This is a genomic window from Rhizobium metallidurans (genome assembly GCF_014196505.1).
Classification (GTDB): Bacteria; Pseudomonadota; Alphaproteobacteria; order Rhizobiales; family Rhizobiaceae; genus Rhizobium; species Rhizobium metallidurans.
On sequence record NZ_JACIDW010000001.1, the window covers coordinates 597,868 to 617,873 of the forward strand.

The window sequence follows — 20,006 nt, forward strand, 5'->3', positions numbered from 1 at the left end:
GAAAGGCGGCAGACCTGGTGATTGACAGTTCGAAAGGGCAGAAGCATTGGGATAACTGCCGGACCATTCATGCTCGTTGCCCTGCTGCTTCTCCCGTTCGCGGGAAGCATTCTATCGGTCTTCTTCCTGAGAACCGCATCACGTCGCCTGCCCGCTGGCCTCGCGGGCCTTGTCGTGCTTTTCTCGCTGCTGCTCACCGCCTCCCTGTATCCGCAAGTCTCCGACGGCGGCGTCGTGCGTTTCAACGCCCAATGGCTGCCGCAGCTTGGCCTTGATCTGACGCTGCGAATGGATGGCTTCGCATGGATTTTTTCCATGCTGATCACCGCCATCGGCTTCCTGGTGATCCTTTACGCTCGCTATTACATGTCGGAGGAGGACCCTGTTCCGCGGTTCTTCTCGTTCCTGCTTGCGTTCATGGGGGCAATGCTCGGCATTGTCATTTCCGGCAATGTGATCCTGCTGTCGGTATTCTGGGAACTGACGAGTGTCTTCTCGTTCCTGCTGATCAGCTATTGGCACAATAATTCCTCCGCCCGCGATGGCGCGAGAATGGCGCTGACAATCACCGGGATCGGCGGCTTCTGCCTTTTGATTGGCCTGATCCTGCTTGGCAACATCGTCGGCAGCTACGACCTGGACAAGATCCTGGCTTCGGGTGACTTGATCCGCAATCACCAACTCTATCTGCCGGCGCTGATATTCATTCTCCTCGGAGCGCTGACCAAAAGCGCTCAGTTTCCATTCCATTTCTGGCTGCCGAACGCCATGTCGGCGCCGACGCCGGTATCAGCCTTCCTGCATTCGGCAACGATGGTGAAGGCAGGCGTCTTCCTGCTCGTGCGTTTCTGGCCAGTCTTGTCCGGAACCTACGAGTGGTTCTGGATTCTCGGCGTTGCCGGAATGAGCACCCTGCTGCTCGGCGCCTATTTCGCGATATTCCAGCGCGATCTGAAGGGACTGCTCGCCTATTCGACAATCAGCCATCTCGGATTGATCACGACACTGCTGAGCCTGGGAAGCCCGCTAGCGACGGTGGCGGCGATCTTCCACATGCTCAATCACGCGACTTTCAAAGCGTCGTTGTTCATGGCGGCGGGCATCATCGACCACGAGACCGGAACGCGGGACATGCGCAGGTTGAGCGGGTTGTTCCGGTTCATGCCGATCACGGCAACGCTTGCGATTGTCGCCAGCGCCGCCATGGCGGGCGTGCCGCTGCTGAACGGGTTCATTTCGAAGGAGATGTTCTTCGCCGAGGCGGTCGAGACCAATGCCGATTCCATACTGGATCGTATCCTGCCATATGTCGCGACGCTGGCCGGCGCTTTCAGCGTCGCCTACTCATTGCGGTTCATTCACACCGTCTTCTTTGGGCCGCCACCGACCGATCTGCCGATCGCGCGTCCGCACGAGCCGCCGCGCTGGATGCGCTTTCCGATCGAGTTCCTGGTCGTGCTCTGCCTGGTTGTCGGCATTGTTCCGGCATTGTCGATCGGGCCGTTTCTTCATAGCGCGGTGGTCAGCGTTCTCGGAAAGGACACGCCGCAGTACAGTCTTGCGCTATGGCATGGGTTCAGCGTTCCGCTGCTCATGAGCGTCATCGCGCTGATCGCCGGAACCGCCATCTACGTGGTGCTGAAAGGTTATCTTTCACGATGCGACGATGGGCCGCCCCTGATCCGGCGCCTCAAGGGCCAGCGTATTTTCGAACGAATCCTGGTGGAGGTCTCCTGGCGCTGGGCGCGTGTCGCCGAGCGGCGTTTTGGTACCCGCAAGCTGCAGCCGCAGCTTCGCTGGCTGGTCGTCGCGGGTCTTGGCGCCGGCGCCCTTCCGCTCTATCTGCGTGGCTTCGAAGCCCGCCAGTTTTCCTATACCGGAGCTGATCCCATCTTCGCCGCGCTGTGGGTGATCGGTGTGTGTCTTGCAATCGGTACGGCCTACATGGCCAAGTATCATCGTCTCGCGGCCCTGATGATGCTTGGTGGCGTCGGGTTGATCGTCTGCATAACGTTCGCCTGGCTGTCCGCTCCCGATCTGGCCATAACCCAGCTCCTCGTCGAAATCGTCACCACCGTCCTCATTCTCCTCGGCCTGCGCTGGTTGCCGAAACGTTCAGAGGAGATCGCCGAACCGATGACATTGCGGGCAAGATCCCGTCGGTTTCGAGATTTCGCGCTTGCCGTCGTCTGCGGAGTCGCGATTTCGTCGATCGCCTACGCGGTCATGACGATGCCGGTGCCCGATGCGATCGCCAATTATTTCCTCGAAAATGCCTATACGCTGGGCGGCGGTCGCAATGTGGTCAACGTTATTCTGGTCGATTTCCGTGGCTTCGACACGCTGGGAGAAATCGCGGTGCTCGGCGTTGTATCACTGACTGTCTTCGCCTTGCTTCGCCGCTTCCGACCGGCGGCGGACAGCATGAGCATGCCGGAACAGCAGCAGGCCCAAAACCGCTTCGACGACGAGCGGCCGGAACGGTCCGCCGGCGATACGGTTCGCGATTATCTGCTGGTCCCATCGGTGATCATGCAATGGATGTTTCCGGTGGTCATCACACTTTCCATCTATCTCTTCATGCGCGGTCACGACCTGCCGGGCGGCGGCTTTTCGGCGGGCCTGACACTGTCGATTGCATTTCTGCTGCAATATCTCGCCGGCGGCACGCGCTGGGCCGAGGATCGTATCCGTATCCTTCCGTTGCGATGGATGGCGGCGGGGCTGATGACGGCGGTAATGACTGGTATTGGCGCGTGGTTCCTGGGCTATCCCTTCTTGACATCACATACACGCTACATCGACCTGCCCATGATCGGAAAGGTGCCCGCCGCAACGGCATTGCTGTTTGATCTCGGCGTCTTCCTCCTTGTTGTTGGATCGACCGTGCTCATTCTCGTCGCCCTGGCGCACCAGTCTCTTCGCATCAATCGCCTTCGCGCCATCGAGGCGGCAAAGTCGGAGGAGGGCTGATGGAACTGACATTGTCGATTGCAATCGGTGTGATGACCAGCTGTGGCGTCTGGCTGATCCTGCGTCCCCGGACGTATCAGGTGATCGTCGGACTGTCGCTCCTGTCCTATGCCGTCAACCTGTTCATCTTCGGCGTCGGAGGGCTCAAGGCAAACGTCCCGCCTATCCTTGGCACCGACGATCCGTCCGTTCTGGCGGACCCGCTCCCGCAGGCGCTGGTGCTGACCGCCATCGTCATCGGCTTCGCTACCACGGCACTGTTTCTCGTGGTGCTGCTCGCGTCACGGGGCTTGACGGGAAGCGACCATGTTGACGGGAGAAATGAACCGAAATGAACGGTTGGTCCAATCATCTGATTGTCGCACCGATTCTCGTGCCTCTTGTTGCCTGTGCGATATTGCTTGTCATCGACGAGCGGCGGCGGGTCGCCAAGGCAATGGTCAGCCTGGCCTCGACCATAGTGCTGACGGCGATTGCGATTATCCTGTTCGCCATCGAAAGCGGCCCGAGTGGTTTTGAGGGCGTCTATCTCGTCGGAAACTGGGCAGCGCCCTTCGGTATCGTTTTGGTCCTCGACGGCCTCTCGGCGATGATGCTGCTGCTGACGGCGTTGCTGGCGGTGGCCTCGCTGGTGTTTTCGTTCGCGCGCTGGCACGCGGTCGGCGCGCATTTTCACAGCATGTTCCAAGTGCTTTTGATGGGCGTCAACGGTGCGTTCCTGACCGGCGATCTCTTCAATCTCTTCGTTTTCTTCGAAGTCATGCTGGCCGCCTCCTATGGATTGCTGCTGCATGGATCGGGGCAGCTGCGGGTCAAGGCCGGGCTGCACTATATTGCCGTCAACCTGGTGGCGGCGCTGCTGTTCCTGATCGGCGTCAGTTTGATCTACGGTACGGCGGGAACGCTCAACATGGCGGATCTGGCGGCGAGAATACCCGAGATGGAGCCGGATCGCCGCATGTTGATGGAAGCGGGCGCCGGAATTCTCGGCGTCGTCTTTCTCATAAAAGCCGGCATGTGGCCGTTGTGCTTCTGGCTACCCACCGCCTATAGCGCAGCCTCGGCGCCGGTCGCGGGAATTTTCGCGATCATGAGCAAGCTCGGCATCTATGTGATACTCAGGCTGACGATGCTTCTCTTCGTTGAAGGGCCATCTGCCGGTTTCGGAGCGCAGGTGCTGTTTTACGGTGGCATGGCAACGCTCATATTCGGGATCATCGGCGTGCTGGCATCCCAGGCATTGGGAAGGGTTGCGGGATATTCCGTGCTCGTTTCATCCGGCACCCTGCTGATGGTTATCGGCATCAACGACGGTGCCGTTTCATCCGGCGCATTGCTATATCTGGTCAGCTCGACCCTGACGATCAGCGCGTTCTTCCTGCTCATCGAACTGGTGGAACGGGGGCAGGATGCGGGCGCCAACGTCCTTGCGGTGACCATGGAAGCATATGGCGACGCGGCCGACGAAGAGGTCCCGGAAGAGCAGGGCGTCACCATGCCCGGCACCATGGCCGTGCTGGGCATCTGCTTTGCCGCCTGCGGCATTCTTCTCTCCGGCCTGCCACCGCTTTCGGGGTTCATCGCCAAATTCGCGATGCTGTCGGCGATGATGGGAACGGGAGCGATTGGTGTTCCTCCTACGGCCGCCATCTGGTCGTTGATCGTGCTCGTCATCCTGTCCGGCATTGCCGCGCTGATTTCGATGACGCGAGCAGGTATACGCACGTTTTGGAGTTCCATTGAAGGGACTGTCCCGCGCGTGCTTGTGATCGAGATATTGCCGGTCATGTTCCTGCTCGGGCTGACGCTGGCCCTGACCGTTCAGGCGGGACCCGCCATGCAGTATATGGACGCCACCATTCGAACGCTCAGCAAGCCATCTCTCTATATCGACGCCGTTCGCACGGCAGCACCGACTGGCGGTGATGTCAAATCATCCTCGAGCGAAGTGGAGAGCAACTGATGTTGCCATATCCGTTCCTCTCGCTCAGTCTGGTTGTGATGTGGTTGCTGCTCAACCGCTTTTCGATCGGGCACCTCGTTTTGGGGTCGCTCGTTGCCGTGTTCGCTGGTTGGGCGATGGCATCATTGCGGCCGGAAAAGGCACGCCTGAAAAAATGGTATCTTCTGCCAAAGTTGTGCTGGTTCGTGCTCTGCGACATCGTGAAGTCGAACATCGCGGTGGCGTGGATCATTTTGCGCAGCGGTTCGCGACGCCATAAGCCCGGATTTGTGACTGTTCATCTGGATATCCGAAACCAGTTCGCGCTTGCCTTGCTCGCCGTGATCCTCACGAGTACCCCGGGATCTGCCTGGCTCGAATATGATTCCAATGATCACTCCGTCCTGCTTCATGTGCTCGACATCGACAACGAAACCACATGGCGTGACACGATCAAGAACCGCTACGAGAAACTGCTGCTGGAGATCTTCGCGTGAGCGCCATCATTCTCTTTACCGCCGTTTCGATTGCCCAGATCATGCTCGTTGCCGCGATGGCAATCGTTTCCGTGCGGATATTCATCGGGCCACGCGCGCAGGACCGGATCATCGGTCTTGATACATTCTACGTCAACGCCATGCTGCTTCTCGTTACCTTCGGCGTCGGAACCGGCCGCGTCGTTTACTTCGAGGCCGCGCTGGTGATCGGCATGCTTGGGTTCGTTGCCTCCGTCGCGCTGGCGAAATTCCTGATGCGTGGCGAGGTGATCGAATGATGTATTCCGCGCTGGATATCCCCGTGTGGGTGGCCGTCTGCGTTGCCTTTCTCCTTATCGCCGGCGCGCTGCTTGCGTTGATCGGCTCGATTGGCTTCCTTCGGCTTCCCACGTTTTACGAACGCATCCATGCCCCGACACTCGGCACGAGTTGGGGTATAGGGGGTGTGATGCTGGGATCGATGGTTTATTTCAGTGCCGCGGCTTCACGGCTGGCGATACATGAAATTCTGATCGGCGTTTTCGTAACATTGACCACGCCGGTAACCTTGATGATGCTTGCCCGCGCCGCACTCCACCGTGACCGCGTGGAGCGAAACGGAAAGGCGCCGCCAAAGCAAACGCCGGAGCCGGATAGCAACTCGTGAATTCCGAGATTAGGTTCCAAATTCGGAACGTTTGGTAGTTTCGCGAGCGACGCGATGATCAGCGCTTGAACCGCTGCCACGCACTCGCATTCCCTAGCCGATCCACTCCTTGGCCAATGCTTGCACGAACGTTCCGGCGACATGCGCCAGCATGTGGTCATCGCCATGGCGCCCGCCTGCTCGCCACGTCTTCTGATCGCCGATTAAGAATGGCGCTTGATGTGGCGATCCAGGCGGGAAGCTGCACGTTGTTGCCAGGCAGGAACCGTGGCTACAGATCGTCCATCGAGATAGCCTCGCGAACTGCATGCCAGGATGTCTCGTCGGGTGCCGTCAGCAGATGCCCTTCCGTCATCGATGGCCGATATGCCTCACCTGCGACAGTTGCCGCATAGCCGCCCGCTTCCGCGTGGATCAGGACACCGGCGGCGTGATCCCAGGGCTTCAGGCTCTCGTTGAGGCAGAAGCTCATCGCCCCTGTTGCCAGCATTCGGTATTCCCACGCGGAGCAGCGCCACGTCGTGACCCGGAGGAACTTCAGCAATCTCGGCGCCAGTTTGCTCCTGAGGTCGGGAGCGAACATGTGGAGCGGAATGAAGCCATGCATTTCGTTCACCGGGGCGGCGGTGGCGGCCGAGAGACGCGTGCGAACGCCGTCCGCCGCCACATGCCACGCACCCTTGCCCGGTCGTGCGACGAGGCAATCGCCCAGCACCGGATAATGTATTATGCCGGCGATGGTTCTGCCGCCGGACACGATCGCAAGGATGCTGCCGAACATCGGCGTACCGTGCGCGAAATGCCATGTGCCGTCGACCGGATCGATGACGGCGGCAAGTTCGGCATCGGCAAGATGCCCGAGAATGGAAGGGTCGTCCGAGACCGCCTCTTCCCCGACAATGGTGATACCGGGCAGGCGTGCTTCCAGCCTTTTGCTCATCGCGCGCTCGGATGCGATATCGGCGTCGGTGACGATATCGTCGGCCACCGTCTTGGCGCGAATGCTGTCCGACGATATCGACCGGAAGCGTGGCAGGATCTCCTCCGCCGCCGCCTCGCGCACATAGCTCATGAGTTCATCAAGCAGGTCGTCGTTGACGGCTTTCATGCCCGGCGTGCCTCCAGATAAGCCTTCAGCGCTTCCGGTTCGTCGGTCTGGAAGACGCTGACGCCGGCGTCGATCAACCGGCCCCAGATGCGGTCGGGATCGACAAGCGCCGTCTTATCCACCCATTCGCCACTGGCTTCCATATTGAGCGTGTTCATCCACAGCGCCATTCCAGCATCGCGGAATGCCTCGCGATGTTCGATGACCGTCTCCAGCCGGTCGAAGCGCATTTCGCACATGAACGGCTTGATTTCAGACAGCAGTGCCAAGGTGTCGTGGATGGTCCCGCTTGTGAATTTCGACATCGCCATGAAGGCAACGCCGCCGATATCTTGTGCGCGAACCCAGTTCAGTTCCTCGCGGGTCATGACGCGGGTCTTGAGGTCCACATAGGGCGCCGCGTTCAACTCGCGCGCGCAGGCGGCAACTTCGGAAAACAGGCCGCGATCCTTGAGATCGAGATCGGCGAAGATACGACCGCGGATGATTTCAAGCGCCTGCTTCAGTGTCGGGATGCGCTGGTCGGTCGTCGCGCGGTGTTCGCCGCCGTCATCTTCACGAAGCGCAATCGCTTGCAACTCGGCCATCGTGAACGTTTCGGCATCGCGATTAATGCCAGCCACGCGCAGCAGCGTGGCGTCGTGCATGATGAAGAGTTGGCCATCCGCGCTCTTGCGGACATCGAGTTCGACGACGTTGGCGCCAACGGCGATCGCACGCTCGATGGCCGCGAGGCTGTTTTCCGGTGCGCCATGCCATGCACCGCGATGGGCAACGATGGCGGGGGCACGTTTCTGGTCGGCGATGTAGTCTACGTAATGCGTCATTTCATTCTTCCTTGGTCAGTCAGGCGCGGCGGGCCGCGAGATAGGATTTGAGGGCAGCGGCCTCATCGGTCTGGATGACCGAGATGCCGGCATCGATCAGCCGTCCCCAGACGGCATCGGGATCGGCAAGGGCCGCGGTATCGGTGAAGTCGGCGCACGCAATGCTGTCGAGGGTGTTGACCCAGAGCGTCATGCCGTTTCGGCGCCTGATGTCGTTGAGCGCGGAGAGCTGTTGAAGGTCATCGAAATAGATCTCGCAGACGCCAGGCATCAGTTCGCCGAGCAGCGCCAGCTGCGCTGCGGCACCAGGCACGTTGAGCCGGGTCTTGGCCATAAAGAGCACGTCATGCGGCAAGACCGTCTCGCGTATCCAGCGGAGGTCTTTTTCGCTTTTCAGCGATGCCCAGAAGTCGACTTGACACTCGACGCCCATAGCCTTTGCGAGGGCGATCACATCCGGGATGACCTCACGATCCTTGACGTCAAGATGCAAAAAAATGCGGTCGCGTGTCAGCTCGAACACTTCGGCGAGGCTCGGCAGCCTTTCCAACGTGAAGTCATTGTCCTCACCGCCATCCCGGTTGCGCAGGCGCAGCACCGCCAAGTTGCCCGATGCGAGCGCTTCCGACCTCAGATCAAGGCCGCCCATGCGCTCCAGCGTTTCATCATGCAGCAGAAACAACCCGTCATCGGCACTGCGGCGGACGTCGATCTCAACGACATCATATCCTTCGGCGATGGCGCGCTCGATGGCGGAAAGGCTGTTTTCCGGTGCATTGCGCCAGATGCCGCGATGCGCAACCACGGCGCAATCGCGGGTCTTGTCGGCAATAAATTCCCTGTATTTCACTGGTATTCCTTCACCGAAGCCGGTTGCGCGTCGCCGAAGGCGTTGGCGATGGCGCGGCCGCTTTCACCCTCGAAGAGATGCAGCCGCGCCTGCGGGAAGGACAGCGACAAGGTCTGCGTCGTATCGATCTCGACGCCGAAGGGCATGGCGATGCGCAGGTTCTGCTCGGCGATCTTCGTTTCCAGAATTTCATGTGAACCAAGGTCTTCGCGATAACGGATTTCGGTCTTGATCGATCCGCCTGCGTTGACGACAATGTCTTCCGGACGGATGCCGAGTTGAAATTTGCCCTTGCCGGAATAGTTGGCAACCGACTGACCATCGGCCAGCCGCAGAACCGAGCCGTCACCTTCGACCTGCAGGATGTTCATCGGTGGCGAGCCGATGAATTTTGCGACGAAGACGGACGCCGGATGGTGATAGATCGCCTTCGGCGTGTCGAACTGCTCGATATGGCCCTTGTTGAGGATCAGAATACGGTCGGCAAGCGTCATCGCCTCGACCTGATCATGCGTCACGAAGACGCTGGTGGCACCAATGCGGCGATGCAGTTCGGCAAGCTCCACCCGCATGTCGTGACGCAGCTGAGCATCGAGGTTGGACAGCGGCTCGTCGAACAGAAGTACGCCCGGTTCGCGGATGATGGCGCGGCCGATCGCGACACGCTGGCGCTGGCCGCCGGACAGCTGACCCGGCTTGCGGGCGAGGAAATCCGCCAGGCCGAGCATCTTGGCAACGTCGGCAACACGCCTGGTGCGCTCGGCCTTGGAGACACCAGCGACCTTCAGGCTGTAGGCCATGTTTTCGGCCACGGTCATATGCGGATAGAGCGCGTAGTTTTGAAACACCATGGCGCAGCCGCGATGTTTTGGTTCCAGATCCTGCACTTCACGACCGCCGATGACGATCTTGCCGCCGGAGACGCGCTCCAGTCCGGCGATCATCTGCAACAGCGTGGACTTGCCGCAGCCCGACGGGCCGAGCACGACGGTGAATTCACCGGGACGCAAGGTGACGTCAATGGGCGGGATGATGGTGTTTTTGGCGTCGTAGGACTTGGTGACGCCGATGAGATCGATCTCCGCCGCGGCGGCGCGGATGCTTAAGTCGATGGCGGTCATGGGATCATTTCTCCGAGAGGACGAGACCCTGCACGAGAAAGCGCTGCAGAAGTGCGATCATCGTGAGTGGAACGAGTGAGACGAGCACGGCACCGGCCATGATCATCGGAAAATCGGGAACCTGACCGTCCGCATCCGGCACGAGGCGGGCAAGGCCGACAACGGCGGTCTGCATGTCGGGCGTCGATGCGCCGACCAGGGGCCAGAGATACTGCGTCCAGCCGCTGAGGAAAGTGAGTACGAACAGCGAGGCGAAGCTGGTGCGGGCAAGCGGCAGGAGGATATCGATAAGGAAGCGGATCGGCCCCGCCCCATCCATGCGCGCCGCCTTGAAGAGGTCCTTCGGCAGTGTCAGGAAAAACTGGCGAAACAGGAAGGTGCCCGTGCCATGCGCGACCAGTGGTGCGATCAGGCCAAAATGGGTGTCGAGCACGCTGAGTTCGAGCTGGACCGGCGCGCCGAAAGCCATCTCGATCAAGCTGTTGAGGCCGGTAAAATCGAGCACGGCATTGAGCGGCGAAAAGATGTTGGCGGCCACCTGATAGGTGGTGATGACGCGGATATCGAGCGGCAGCATGATGGTCGCAAGAATCAGCGCGAAGGCCACGCCCGCCCAGCGAATGCGGAAGTAGACGATCGCATAGGCTGACAGGAATGACAGGACGCAGGTGGCGAGCGCGTTGGAGAAGGCGACGATCAGGCTGTTGAGCATCTGGATCGGGATGCGCGTATCCTGGATGACCTTGCGCATATTGCTGAAAAGCTCGGTGCCCGGCACCCAGGCGAGGCCGTTGCGCAGCATGTATTCATAGGACTGCGACGCGGTGGACAGCGTCAGGTATAGCGGCCCGACGATATAGAGGATGCCGATGGCGAGCAGGATACTGGCCGCGATGTTGATGGAGCGTGCGTTCTCGACCATGATTTAGCGCTCGTAATTGATGCGCCGGCCGACGAAGTAGAACTGGCAGGCTGCGAGGAGAAGAACGAAGACCATGAGGATGGCTGTCTGGGTGGAGGCGCCGGAAAGATCGAAACCGCGGAATCCATCGACGTAGATCTTGTACACAAGAAGCCTCGTCGCACCGCCGGGACCGCCGCCGGTAATCGTGTCGATCAGCGCGAAGACCGAGGTGATGCTTTCGGTGAATTCCAGAACGAAGGTCAGGAACAGCTGCGGCATGATCAGCGGCAGCTGCACATCGAAGATGCGGCGCCAAGGGCCGGCGCCATCCATTGCGGCGGCCTGGTACATGGTGGGCGGGATCGAGCGCAGGCCGGCCAGCAGGATGACGAAGTTGAACGGAATGCCGCTCCAGACATGGGCTGCCACCAGCGTCACGAACGCGTCCGTGCCATTGATGCCCGGGTTCCACAGGCCGGGGAACAGCGCATTGAGCGGCGCCATCAGCCCCACGAACGGGTTGAAGATGAATGCGAAGACGACACCGATCGAGGCGCCGGCGATGCCCTTCGGCCAGACCAGAATGTTGCGGGCCGGATAGGACATGCCAATCTTGCGATCGGCGGCAATCGCCAGCATCAGCGGCACGACAACCGCGAGCGATGATGCCGTCAGCATGAAGACGACTGTGCGGCCGGTGGCCGCCCAGAATTCGGGATCGCCGAGCACCCGCTGAAAATTCTGCAGGCCGACGAATTCCGAGCCGCCGCCGAACGGTTGTTCAAGGAAGAATGACCAATAGAATGCCTGGAAGACCGGCACATAGAAGAACAGCACAATCAACAGCATCATCGGCGCCAGCAAAAGAGCGGGCAGCCAGCGGTGGCTGAACAGAGAGGAATCCGACGACATGGAGGCGCTTCCGATAGAGAGAAAGCATGGGGCGAGTTGCGCCCCATGCGACGAAGGCTGAGCGGAATGGATCAGGGAAGCTTCTTGCCCTTGTAAGTCTGCTCGAAACGGCGCAGCAGCTGATCGCCGCGCTTCTTGGTGTTATCGAGCGCAACCTGCATGGTCTGCTGGCCGGCAAAGGCCTTCTGGGTCTCTTCCATGAACACTTCTCGGAACTGGACATAGAAGCCGAGACGGATGCCGCGGGTGGCGGGCGTGGCCGGCTGGTTCATGGATTCGACGCCGACTTTGGCGGTGGCATATTTCGGCGAATTCGCCTCATCGCTCTTGGCGATCGCGTCCAGGACGTCGTTCGTCACAGGTACATAACCTGTATTCGCTGTGAAGAACATCTGCTGCTCTGGCTTGCGCAGAAAGTCGAGAAACGCCTTGGCAGCCTCGATCTCATCCTTGCCACGGCCCTTCATGACATAGATGGAGGCGCCGCCGACGAACGTGTTTCGGCGCTCATAACCCTTGTACATCGGAGCCATCGTAACCGTCAGCTCGTACTTGCCATCGAAAGCTTTGGCGGCCGCCGCGTAGGAGCCGGAGGACTGCTCCATCATGGCGCATTCGCCGGCATTGAAGGCCGCGGTGTAGTTGCCGGCCTTGGTGTCGGCGGCGAGGCGCACGAGGCCTTCATTGCGCCACTCGACCAGGTTGGCGAGGTGCTTGGCAGCGAAGGTGGTGTTCATGACGTATTCCGCGTCGAGACCGTCATAGCCATTGTTTTTCGTGGCGATCGGCAGGCCGTGGCGCGCGGAGAACTGCTCCAGCACACGCCAGGTATCGCCATCGGTGACGAACGGGCAGGCATTGCCGGCGGCTTTCAGCTTGCGGGCCGCGTCCATGACCTCTTCCCAGGTCGTCGGCGTCTGCATGATGCCCGCTTTTTCAAGCAGGGTCTTGTTGGTGTAGAACAGCAGCGTCGAGGAATTGTAGGGCTGAGCGACGAGCTTTCCACCCGAGGTCTCGTAATAGGCGCGGGCGCCGGCGATATACTGGTCCCACTTGACGTCTGGCATCAGGTCTTGAACCGGCTCGATGGCATCCGAGAGCATCAGGTCGAGGGTGCCGGCGTCGAAGAACTGGATGAGCACCGGATTGTTCTTGGCGCGATACGCGGCAATTGCCTTCTGCATCGAGACCTCGTAGGAGCCCTGGCCGACGCAATTGACCCTGTCTTTGCTCTGCGAAGCGTTGAAAGCATCGCACTGAGCCTTGATCGCGGTCTCGACCGGACCGGTATTGCCATACCAGAATTCGATGTCGGTCGCCTGAGCCGCGCCTGCGCTCGCCATCACGGCCGCTATGGCCGCCAAAGTAAACTTGTTCATCATCGCCCTCGTCCTTTTGGTCGACCGAGCCTCGCTCGATCTTTGACGACGGCTTACTACACTTTGTGTGTAACATTTCCATGACGCTTGAAATCGCTTGAAAACAGCGACATCCACCAGTATTCAGGCTTTGGTTGCAGAGAGTGCAATATGATTAATACACGTTTGCAGTAAGGTATCTGGCTTGGCAGGTGTTTACGTTCCAGAGGTATTGATTGCCCCGCGTTTTCTGCGACCGGGAGAGGCGACGGTCGTTTCCCCCAATGAGCGCAAGTTGTTGCAGCTCATCTGGCGCAATCCCGGGATTTCCCGATCGGAAGTTACCGGGCATACCGACCTGACGCAGCAATCTGTCCATCGCATCCTCGACCATCTCGCCGAACGCAATGTCATCCTGCTGGGGTCGGCAAAGCCGGGGCTGGGACGTGGCCAACCAAGCCCGATGCTCAACCTGAACGGCACCTACGCCTATGCCTGCGGCATTTCGGTCAACACCGACATCATTGGCATCTGCATTGTCGACCTCGCCGGGAAAATTCTTGGCGAGCGGGAAGTTCCGTTGCGCGAGACGACAATGCATCAGGCGCTCCAGCTGGTGAAGCAGCAGGTCGAGGATTTGCAGCGGCAAAACAGTCTTGCCCAGGACGATTTCTTCGGCGTCGGCTTTGCGATCGCCGGCTACCACGTCGATGGCACGCGGCACAACGCGCCGCTGCCACTTCACGAATGGTCGATGATCGAACTCGGTCCGATCATCACGAGCCTTTTTGACAGGCCGGCATGGGTGATCAACGGTGGAAAGTCCGGGGCTATCGCGGAGTCGATGTTCGGCATCGGCCGGTTCATCCGGCATTTTGCCTATCTGAGTTTCAACTACGGCTTTGGCGGCGGCGTCATTATCGACGGGGAGTTGCTGCAGGGCGGCAACGGCAATGCCGGCGAATTCTCCGGGCTCTATGATGAAATCGAAACGGAACGACGCCCGGCCCTGCAATATCTGATCGACGGCTTGAACCGGAATGGCGTCAACGTGCGCTCGATCCATTACATGCGCCGCCACTTCGACCGCAACTGGCCGGGCGTGTCGGACTGGGTCGACGAGGTAACGCCTGCCTACATCCGGCTCGTCAACGCCATCCGCGCCACGCTCGACCCACAGGCGATCGTGTTCGGCGGCCAGATCCCATCCGCTCTGGCGTCCATGCTGATCGAAAGGACAAAGATTTTCGATCGTCCCCGCTACGGCGTACACCGCGGCGGCCCGAAGCTGATCGTGTCGGAAATCGCCAGCGACGCGGCCGCCATGGGCGCCGCCATCATGCCGTTCCGCAGGATGTTTTATTAGTTGCTGGCTGACGATCATTGCCTTGTCCGCTCGCGGAGACAGGGCGCCGAAACTCATCTTGATGAGCGCTTGATCGCGGTGTGGGCCAACCCCGGTCACCGCAAGGGACGAACCGTCGGAAAGGCGAGCACGTCCACCGGCAAGATGCGAAGTACGGCCTTTACCCGCGCGAACGCTGAAGGCTCGTGGGGAGGTGACCTTATCGACGCCCGCACACCGCAGCGGGTGCGCAGGCGTGGCGATCATCGCTCCGGAAAGATTTGGATCGAGCTTTCAGCGGACGCTATTTCGACGACGGCGTGGGGATGTAATCGAACGCGCCGGGCGATGTTACGAAGAACAGGCATTCTGTCTGCGAGAGGCATTTCGTGTAATGCGGCTCGCCACCTTTCTGATACCAGTAGGAACCGGCCGCGAGTGCCTGATCCGCCTTGGAATCGGCGGCCTCGTTCGCAACGACGCCGGAAATAACCACGCCGTAATAAGACGAGGAATGCGAGTGCAGCGTGCTGCCTTCGCCCCCGACAATTTTGATAAAGTTGCTGTGCGGACCGGATGCCGGATCGCCCCAGCCGTTGGCAATCGTCAGGCCTTCCTTGTTCTGGTAGAACTCCAGCTTCGTCACAGGGACAGCTTTCGAACTATCGCTGTAGAATGCGTTGGCCTCTTCCGCCTGACTTACGCCCGTCGGAAGGATTGTTATTGCTGTTGCGGCCAGCCAGCTAACGGTGCTGAATTTGTACATCGGTCATCCTTTGAACTTGGTGCTGCGCTCTGTGGCACCGCACTCTGACCTGATGACAAATCGGCTATTTACGTGGGAATGTAGACTGCTATTCGGTGGAATGGTCTCTTGCGGCTTATGGGCGTCCGCCTCCTGCCTGGGCGCGAACACCTATGCTCGATAAAGTTTCGGCTGAATTCCAGGACGGTTGCCGCGATGTCGCGGGCGAGATCGTGGACGGACTTTAGGCCAAAGAATTTTAGATCGATTTAAAAAATCGCGTATTTCAAACTAATCGATTTTAATTTCTGAATTAAAAATTTCTCGTTGCAATGCGAAAGAACCATGAGGTTAATCCAACTACATCAAGCAGGAGGATTGTTCGTGGTTGTTAGTTTCCCACTAAGCGAAAAGAAAAATGCCGAAGAATTGTTGAAGCATCTGGCAACGTACAATCTTACTTGCCCAGGCAATTGCGCGGTTTCTGTTAAGGAACTCGTCGCGCATGTAAGTTCTTCGCACCCATACGCACTGGGGACTGCACGGACTGCGTGGTGATGCTTGCAGCCAGGTATCGATCCAGCTCGTCGCTAGCCGGTCCAGAGGATGCGGCCAGCGTGATCCGTCGCGCTAGGCGAACAGGACGTTATCACCGCATCGATCGCATCTTGCGGAGATATACGACAACTGAACTCCTTCCGCTAAAGTTCGCGCGCCTCTTGCTGCAGAAGCGTGACGAAATACCTGACGGCCGGTGAGACGAAACTGCGTGCGCGATGGCTGATGACGAATTGGCGATGCATGGTCGTGTGCTCGTTCTCCAGTTCGACAAGTGGTCGCCGGGCCGTCAGGTTCCGGCGTGACATGAAGCTCAGCAGGTCGGTTTCCGCAAGGATATAGGGAGCGGAAACCAGGGGAGCGGCGGTGACCGTCGGCTGAGGGAGCGACAGGCCGTGGTCGGCAAACACCTTCTCCAGCCATTGGCGGATCGAAACCGTCGGGGTCGGCAGGACCCAGCCGAACCGCAGCAAATCCGCAAGTGCCGATTTTTGTCCGGCCAGCGGATGTCCTTCGCGGGCGACGACGACGACCGTATCCGACAGAAGAGGCGCCGAAACGATCAGTCCGTCGGCGATCTGGTTGCGATCAGGCACGATGATGGCATCGATCGCGCCCGCCCGCAGGGCATCTTCCAGCGCGTCGTCCATGCCGATACGGATCAGGAGCTTGAGGTCCGGTGCCCTTTCCTGCATTGCCCGGCATACCGAGGGCAGGAAAAACGAGGCAATCGACCCAGAGCAGCCGACGCGAACGGTTCCCGCGATGCCGCTTCGATACGAAGAAACCTCGCGGCGGATATCGATCAGGTCCTGCTCGAGCAATTGATATCGCTCCCGCAACAGGTGCCCCGCCTCGGTCAGGACGATGCCTCGTCCCGCACGCTCGAACAGGTGAACGTCATAGATCGCCTCGAGCCGCTGAATGCACTTGGACAGAGCCGGCTGCGAAATATGCAGTTCTTCCGCGGCCTTACCTAGATGTCCGTGTTCCGAGACCTTCAGGAAATAGCGGATGTCGCGAATGTCCATCAATAACTCACAGTTATGAGACGTTGAACTTTTGCAAATAGACTTCGCAAAACCGAACGTCAATATTCGCTGCGCCGGTGAGGATATGCCTCTCGGGTAATGAATCAACATTGGAAGTTATGGATCGCCGGGAGGAACCGGAGCCGATTCATGGGCTGGAAAGATGGCGACCGGGAGTCGCCGGGAGGAAACTTTGATCGCCAGTTTTGGCTATCTGATGATAGCGTCGTTCCTGGTCCTCGTGATCAGGAAGCATATTTCCGTATTCGCGGGCCTCGTTGCCGTTTCCATCGTTTTCGGTGGCGCCGCTGCGTTTTGGAGTGTCGGTTCCATCGAACCGATCTTCGGCTGGTTCCGCGACGGTCTGTTCTACACCGTCAACCAGGCCGGCAAGGTGAGCCTCGGCACCATCAACCCGACGATCATGATCCTGTTCGCGATCATGTACTTCTCGATCATGATGAATGTCGGGTTGTTTGATCCGCTCTGCACGTTCCTCATTCGCCGTGCCAAGGGCGATCCGCTCAAGGTTTTGATGGTCACGGTTTTCGTTACCTCGGTCGTCACGCTGGACGGCGACGGGACAACGACTATCCTGATCATCACCAGCGCCTTCGTGCCGCTCTATCGCCGCATGAACATGAAGCTGTCGAACCTGGCTATGCTGATCATCCTGCCGACGGGGCTGGGCAATTGTCTGCCATGGGGTGGTCCGCTGGTGCGCGCGGCGGCCGTTCTGAAGGTCGAGGTCAACGAGCTCTTCATCCAGATCCTGCCCATTCTCGCGGTATCCCTGGTCTATGTTTTCGTGCTCGCCTATTTCATGGGCAAGAAGGAGCGCAAGCGTCTCGGTTATGATCCCAAGTCGTCCGAACAGCTCGATCCGACCCAGATCGAGGAAATGGTCAATGTCATTCTCGACAATGACAAGGAACTGAAGCGACCGCGTCTTTTCCTGTTCAACCTGGCGCTGACCGTCGCGACCCTCGTGGCCGTTCTGATGGGCTGGGTCAGCGGCGCGCTTGCCTTCACCATCGCCACGGCCATTGCGCTGGCTGCCAATTACACGGCGGCAGAACAGCGGGAACGCATCACGGCGAACGGTGGTGATGCGATCGCCGTCACCTCGATCATCATTGCCGCCGGCTTTTTCCTGGGCGTGCTCAACGGCAGCGGCATGTCGACGGCCATCGCCGAGACGCTCACCTACCTCATCCCTGAATCGCTGGGCAGCCACATCGGTCTGGTCTTCGCCCTGGTTGGCGCGATCGCCTGCTATGCCCTGCCGATCGATGCCTACTACTTCGGGATCTTGCCGGTCATCGCTCCGATTGGCGCGAAATACGGCCTGACACCGCAGGAGATCGGCATGGCCTCCTTCATGGGGCAGGCGATCCGCTACGGTTCTCCGACCGTCGCCTGGCTGTTCCTGCTGATGGACCGCACGGAGATGTCGTTCGCCGAGTATCAGAAGGAATTCTTCAAATACTCGATCCCGATGTTCTTCATCTTCATTGCTGTCGCAATTCTGACTGGCGTGCTCCCGATCTGATCGGGGGCATTCATACCCAAAAGGACAAGGCATAACATGAAAACCATTGGCTTTCTCGGCTTCGGCGAAGCCTCCTTCAATATCTCCGAAGGTCTGCGCGACGAGGGGTTGAGCGGTGTCCGCGCATTCGATGCCGGCTGGCAGCGCGAGCCTTATGGCACGGTGGTGCGCGAGCGCGCCGAGCGCGCCGGCGTGACACTGGAAAACTCGGCGGAGGACCTTATCGAGAAGGTCGACATCGTCGTCTGCTCGATCAGCGCCAACATGGCCGTTCCGGTTGCGCAGCAGGTTGCGTCGTTTCTGCGCCCGGACCAGATCTATGTCGATCTCAATTCGGCCGGACCGGATACCAAGGTCGAGGTCGAGAAGATCGTCGCTCCGCACGCCACGTTCGTCGATGTGGCCATCATGGGCACCGTACCCGGCAACCGCCACAAGGTGCCGATGCTGGCCGCCGGCAAGGGCGCCCAGGAAATCGCCGATTATCTCAATGGTTTCGGCGCCAGGGTGACCGCGCTCGAAGGTCCGGCCGGCAAGGCATCGGCGTCCAAGATGTTCCGCAGCATCTTCATGAAGGGCTATGTCATGCTGCTTCTGGAAGCGGTGGTTGCCGGGCGCAAGTTCGGCCTGGAAGACGATGTGCTCGTCTCGATCCGCGATACCCTTGCAAGTGGCGATTTCCTGAAACAAGCCAACGACATGATCGCCCGCGGCGTCATCCATGCCGAACGGCGCGAGCATGAGATGGACGAGGTCATCGCGACGCTCAACAGCCTCGATGTCGATGCCACCATGTCGGTTGCCACCAAGAACAAGCTTGCATGGTGCGTAAGCCAAGGCTTTCGCGAGCATTTCAATGCGCAGCCGCCGGCCGATTACCACGATATTTTCGCCGTTCTCGCCCGCTAAGCGCACCCAGAAAGGATCAAAAGATGTCCAATGTCGGATTTCGCATCTTCACTCAAATCAACCGTCCGGACCCATCGCTCATCGAAGCTTTTCGTGGCGTGCCGGCTGCCAATATAGGCGATTGCCTCAATCGCTCTTCCCAGCTCGATGCCCGCATCTCCAAGATTTCCAAAGGCAACGTGCTGGGACCGGCGTTCACGGTGAAAAGCCGTGCCGGCGATAATCTGCTTTTGCACAAGGCGCTGGACATGGCGCAGCCCGGCGACGTCATCGTGTTCGATGCGCATGGCGATCTCACCAATGCCATTACCGGCGAGCTGATGATGCAGACAGCGGTGCGCAAGAAGCTCGGCGGCGTGATCATCGATGGCGCGATCCGGGATCTGGCAACGCTGCGCGAAATGGATCTCCCGATTTTCGCGGCGGGCGTCACGCCGGCCGGTCCTTACAAGGATGGTCCGGGTGAAATCAACGTGCCGGTTTCCATCGGCAGCGTGGTCGTCCATCCCGGTGACATCATCGTCGGTGACGACGATGGGATCGTGGTCGTGCGCCCGGGCGATGCCGCCGATATCGCCGCCAAGGCGCGCAAGAAGCACGCGGCCGAAGAAGAGAAGATGGCCTCGATCAAGGCCGGCACGCTCAACACGGACTGGATCGACAAGGAACTCGCGGCCAAGGGTTGCGAGATCATCGACGGCGTATACCGGTAAAACTCGCCAAAACAG

General features: G+C 59.5%; 19 protein-coding genes. 10 read left to right on the plus strand and 9 right to left on the minus strand.

All coding sequences use genetic code 11. The features are described 5' to 3' along the window. The first annotated feature begins 51 nt into the window (after nucleotides 1-51). Genes GGQ67_RS02565 through mnhG form a run of 6 tightly spaced genes read left to right on the plus strand, consistent with a single transcriptional unit; the run spans nucleotide 52 to nucleotide 6,058 of the window. Nucleotides 52-2,973, plus strand: coding sequence for a monovalent cation/H+ antiporter subunit A (locus GGQ67_RS02565; protein ID WP_425503750.1), 2,922 nt, complete (start codon nucleotides 52-54; stop codon nucleotides 2,971-2,973). Next, nucleotides 2,973-3,308: a Na+/H+ antiporter subunit C gene (locus GGQ67_RS02570; protein ID WP_183898598.1), complete on the plus strand. Its 336-nt coding sequence runs from the start codon at nucleotides 2,973-2,975 to the stop codon at nucleotides 3,306-3,308. Before GGQ67_RS02565 ends, GGQ67_RS02570 begins: the two co-directional genes overlap by 1 nt. Next, nucleotides 3,305-4,936, plus strand: a complete 1,632-nt coding sequence (locus GGQ67_RS02575) for a monovalent cation/H+ antiporter subunit D (protein ID WP_183898599.1) — start codon at nucleotides 3,305-3,307, stop codon at nucleotides 4,934-4,936. Before GGQ67_RS02570 ends, GGQ67_RS02575 begins: the two co-directional genes overlap by 4 nt. Further along, a complete protein-coding gene (locus tag GGQ67_RS02580; protein ID WP_183898600.1) occupies nucleotides 4,936-5,412 on the plus strand; it encodes a Na+/H+ antiporter subunit E in 477 nt (158 codons plus the stop codon). Before GGQ67_RS02575 ends, GGQ67_RS02580 begins: the two co-directional genes overlap by 1 nt. Continuing rightward, complete coding sequence (locus tag GGQ67_RS02585) at nucleotides 5,409-5,690, plus strand: K+/H+ antiporter subunit F (protein ID WP_183898601.1); 282 nt, start codon at nucleotides 5,409-5,411, stop codon at nucleotides 5,688-5,690. Before GGQ67_RS02580 ends, GGQ67_RS02585 begins: the two co-directional genes overlap by 4 nt. Next, the gene (gene mnhG / locus GGQ67_RS02590; RefSeq protein ID WP_183898602.1) at nucleotides 5,687-6,058 is read left to right on the plus strand and encodes a monovalent cation/H(+) antiporter subunit G; all 372 of its coding nucleotides are present in this window, start codon (nucleotides 5,687-5,689) and stop codon (nucleotides 6,056-6,058) included. Before GGQ67_RS02585 ends, mnhG begins: the two co-directional genes overlap by 4 nt. 271 nt (nucleotides 6,059-6,329) lie before the next feature. Here mnhG and GGQ67_RS02595 read toward each other — a convergent pair whose 3' ends face one another. The 7 genes from GGQ67_RS02595 to GGQ67_RS02625 all read right to left on the minus strand — a co-directional run bounded on the left by GGQ67_RS02595 (nucleotide 6,330) and on the right by GGQ67_RS02625 (nucleotide 13,162). Beyond that, nucleotides 6,330-7,166: an inositol monophosphatase family protein gene (locus GGQ67_RS02595; protein WP_183898603.1), complete on the minus strand. Its 837-nt coding sequence runs from the start codon at nucleotides 7,164-7,166 to the stop codon at nucleotides 6,330-6,332. Further along, on the minus strand, nucleotides 7,163-7,993 hold the full coding sequence (locus tag GGQ67_RS02600) for a glycerophosphodiester phosphodiesterase family protein (protein WP_183898604.1): 831 nt from the start codon (nucleotides 7,991-7,993) through the stop codon (nucleotides 7,163-7,165). The genes GGQ67_RS02595 and GGQ67_RS02600 overlap by 4 nt, the downstream gene beginning before the upstream one ends. Before the next feature lie 19 nt (nucleotides 7,994-8,012). Continuing rightward, complete coding sequence (locus GGQ67_RS25570; protein WP_183898605.1) at nucleotides 8,013-8,843, minus strand: glycerophosphodiester phosphodiesterase family protein; 831 nt, start codon at nucleotides 8,841-8,843, stop codon at nucleotides 8,013-8,015. Next, the gene (locus tag GGQ67_RS02610; RefSeq protein WP_183898606.1) at nucleotides 8,840-9,964 is read right to left on the minus strand and encodes an ABC transporter ATP-binding protein; all 1,125 of its coding nucleotides are present in this window, start codon (nucleotides 9,962-9,964) and stop codon (nucleotides 8,840-8,842) included. Before GGQ67_RS02610 ends, GGQ67_RS25570 begins: the two co-directional genes overlap by 4 nt. A gap of 4 nt (nucleotides 9,965-9,968) precedes the next feature. Continuing rightward, complete coding sequence (locus GGQ67_RS02615) at nucleotides 9,969-10,886, minus strand: ABC transporter permease subunit (RefSeq protein WP_183898607.1); 918 nt, start codon at nucleotides 10,884-10,886, stop codon at nucleotides 9,969-9,971. Between the two features lie 3 nt (nucleotides 10,887-10,889). Further along, the gene (locus GGQ67_RS02620; RefSeq protein ID WP_183898608.1) at nucleotides 10,890-11,780 is read right to left on the minus strand and encodes a carbohydrate ABC transporter permease; all 891 of its coding nucleotides are present in this window, start codon (nucleotides 11,778-11,780) and stop codon (nucleotides 10,890-10,892) included. A 71-nt stretch (nucleotides 11,781-11,851) separates the two neighbouring features. After that, nucleotides 11,852-13,162, minus strand: coding sequence for an extracellular solute-binding protein (locus GGQ67_RS02625; RefSeq protein WP_425503747.1), 1,311 nt, complete (start codon nucleotides 13,160-13,162; stop codon nucleotides 11,852-11,854). Nucleotides 13,163-13,343: 181 nt separating this feature from the next. Here GGQ67_RS02625 and GGQ67_RS02630 point away from each other — a divergent pair, with 181 nt between their 5' ends. Further along, a complete protein-coding gene (locus GGQ67_RS02630; protein ID WP_183898610.1) occupies nucleotides 13,344-14,504 on the plus strand; it encodes an ROK family transcriptional regulator in 1,161 nt (386 codons plus the stop codon). Nucleotides 14,505-14,787: 283 nt separating this feature from the next. On the opposite strand, the gene GGQ67_RS02635 is transcribed toward GGQ67_RS02630, so the two are convergent. After that, entirely contained in the window at nucleotides 14,788-15,249 is a 462-nt protein-coding gene (locus tag GGQ67_RS02635; RefSeq protein ID WP_183898611.1) for a DUF4437 domain-containing protein, read from the minus strand. 680 nt (nucleotides 15,250-15,929) lie between these two features. After that, on the minus strand, nucleotides 15,930-16,880 hold the full coding sequence (locus tag GGQ67_RS02640) for a LysR family transcriptional regulator (protein ID WP_183898612.1): 951 nt from the start codon (nucleotides 16,878-16,880) through the stop codon (nucleotides 15,930-15,932). Nucleotides 16,881-17,010: 130 nt separating this feature from the next. Here GGQ67_RS02640 and GGQ67_RS02645 point away from each other — a divergent pair, with 130 nt between their 5' ends. The 3 genes from GGQ67_RS02645 to GGQ67_RS02655 are packed head-to-tail and all read left to right on the plus strand — an operon-like array spanning nucleotide 17,011 to nucleotide 19,991. Beyond that, a complete protein-coding gene (locus tag GGQ67_RS02645; protein WP_183898613.1) occupies nucleotides 17,011-18,369 on the plus strand; it encodes a CitMHS family transporter in 1,359 nt (452 codons plus the stop codon). A 36-nt stretch (nucleotides 18,370-18,405) separates the two neighbouring features. Then, the gene (locus tag GGQ67_RS02650) at nucleotides 18,406-19,278 is read left to right on the plus strand and encodes an NAD(P)-dependent oxidoreductase (protein ID WP_183898614.1); all 873 of its coding nucleotides are present in this window, start codon (nucleotides 18,406-18,408) and stop codon (nucleotides 19,276-19,278) included. A gap of 23 nt (nucleotides 19,279-19,301) precedes the next feature. Further along, on the plus strand, nucleotides 19,302-19,991 hold the full coding sequence (locus GGQ67_RS02655; protein ID WP_183898615.1) for an RraA family protein: 690 nt from the start codon (nucleotides 19,302-19,304) through the stop codon (nucleotides 19,989-19,991). Nucleotides 19,992-20,006 lie beyond the last annotated feature (15 nt).

Bases quoted from the DNA above. Each gene is read 5' to 3' on its own strand.
- GGQ67_RS02570 (WP_183898598.1), top strand. From the start codon at position 2,973: ATGGAACTGACATTGTCGATTGCAATCGGTGTGATGACCAGCTGTGGC.
- GGQ67_RS02575 (WP_183898599.1), top strand. From the start codon at position 3,305: ATGAACGGTTGGTCCAATCATCTGATTGTCGCACCGATTCTCGTGCCT.
- GGQ67_RS02580 (WP_183898600.1), top strand. From the start codon at position 4,936: ATGTTGCCATATCCGTTCCTCTCGCTCAGTCTGGTTGTGATGTGGTTG.
- mnhG (WP_183898602.1), top strand. From the start codon at position 5,687: ATGATGTATTCCGCGCTGGATATCCCCGTGTGGGTGGCCGTCTGCGTT.
- GGQ67_RS02595 (WP_183898603.1), bottom strand. From the start codon at position 7,166: ATGAAAGCCGTCAACGACGACCTGCTTGATGAACTCATGAGCTATGTG.
- GGQ67_RS02600 (WP_183898604.1), bottom strand. From the start codon at position 7,993: ATGACGCATTACGTAGACTACATCGCCGACCAGAAACGTGCCCCCGCC.
- GGQ67_RS02610 (WP_183898606.1), bottom strand. From the start codon at position 9,964: ATGACCGCCATCGACTTAAGCATCCGCGCCGCCGCGGCGGAGATCGAT.
- GGQ67_RS02615 (WP_183898607.1), bottom strand. From the start codon at position 10,886: ATGGTCGAGAACGCACGCTCCATCAACATCGCGGCCAGTATCCTGCTC.
- GGQ67_RS02620 (WP_183898608.1), bottom strand. From the start codon at position 11,780: ATGTCGTCGGATTCCTCTCTGTTCAGCCACCGCTGGCTGCCCGCTCTT.
- GGQ67_RS02625 (WP_425503747.1), bottom strand. From the start codon at position 13,162: ATGATGAACAAGTTTACTTTGGCGGCCATAGCGGCCGTGATGGCGAGC.
- GGQ67_RS02635 (WP_183898611.1), bottom strand. From the start codon at position 15,249: ATGTACAAATTCAGCACCGTTAGCTGGCTGGCCGCAACAGCAATAACA.
- GGQ67_RS02650 (WP_183898614.1), top strand. From the start codon at position 18,406: ATGAAAACCATTGGCTTTCTCGGCTTCGGCGAAGCCTCCTTCAATATC.
- GGQ67_RS02655 (WP_183898615.1), top strand. From the start codon at position 19,302: ATGTCCAATGTCGGATTTCGCATCTTCACTCAAATCAACCGTCCGGAC.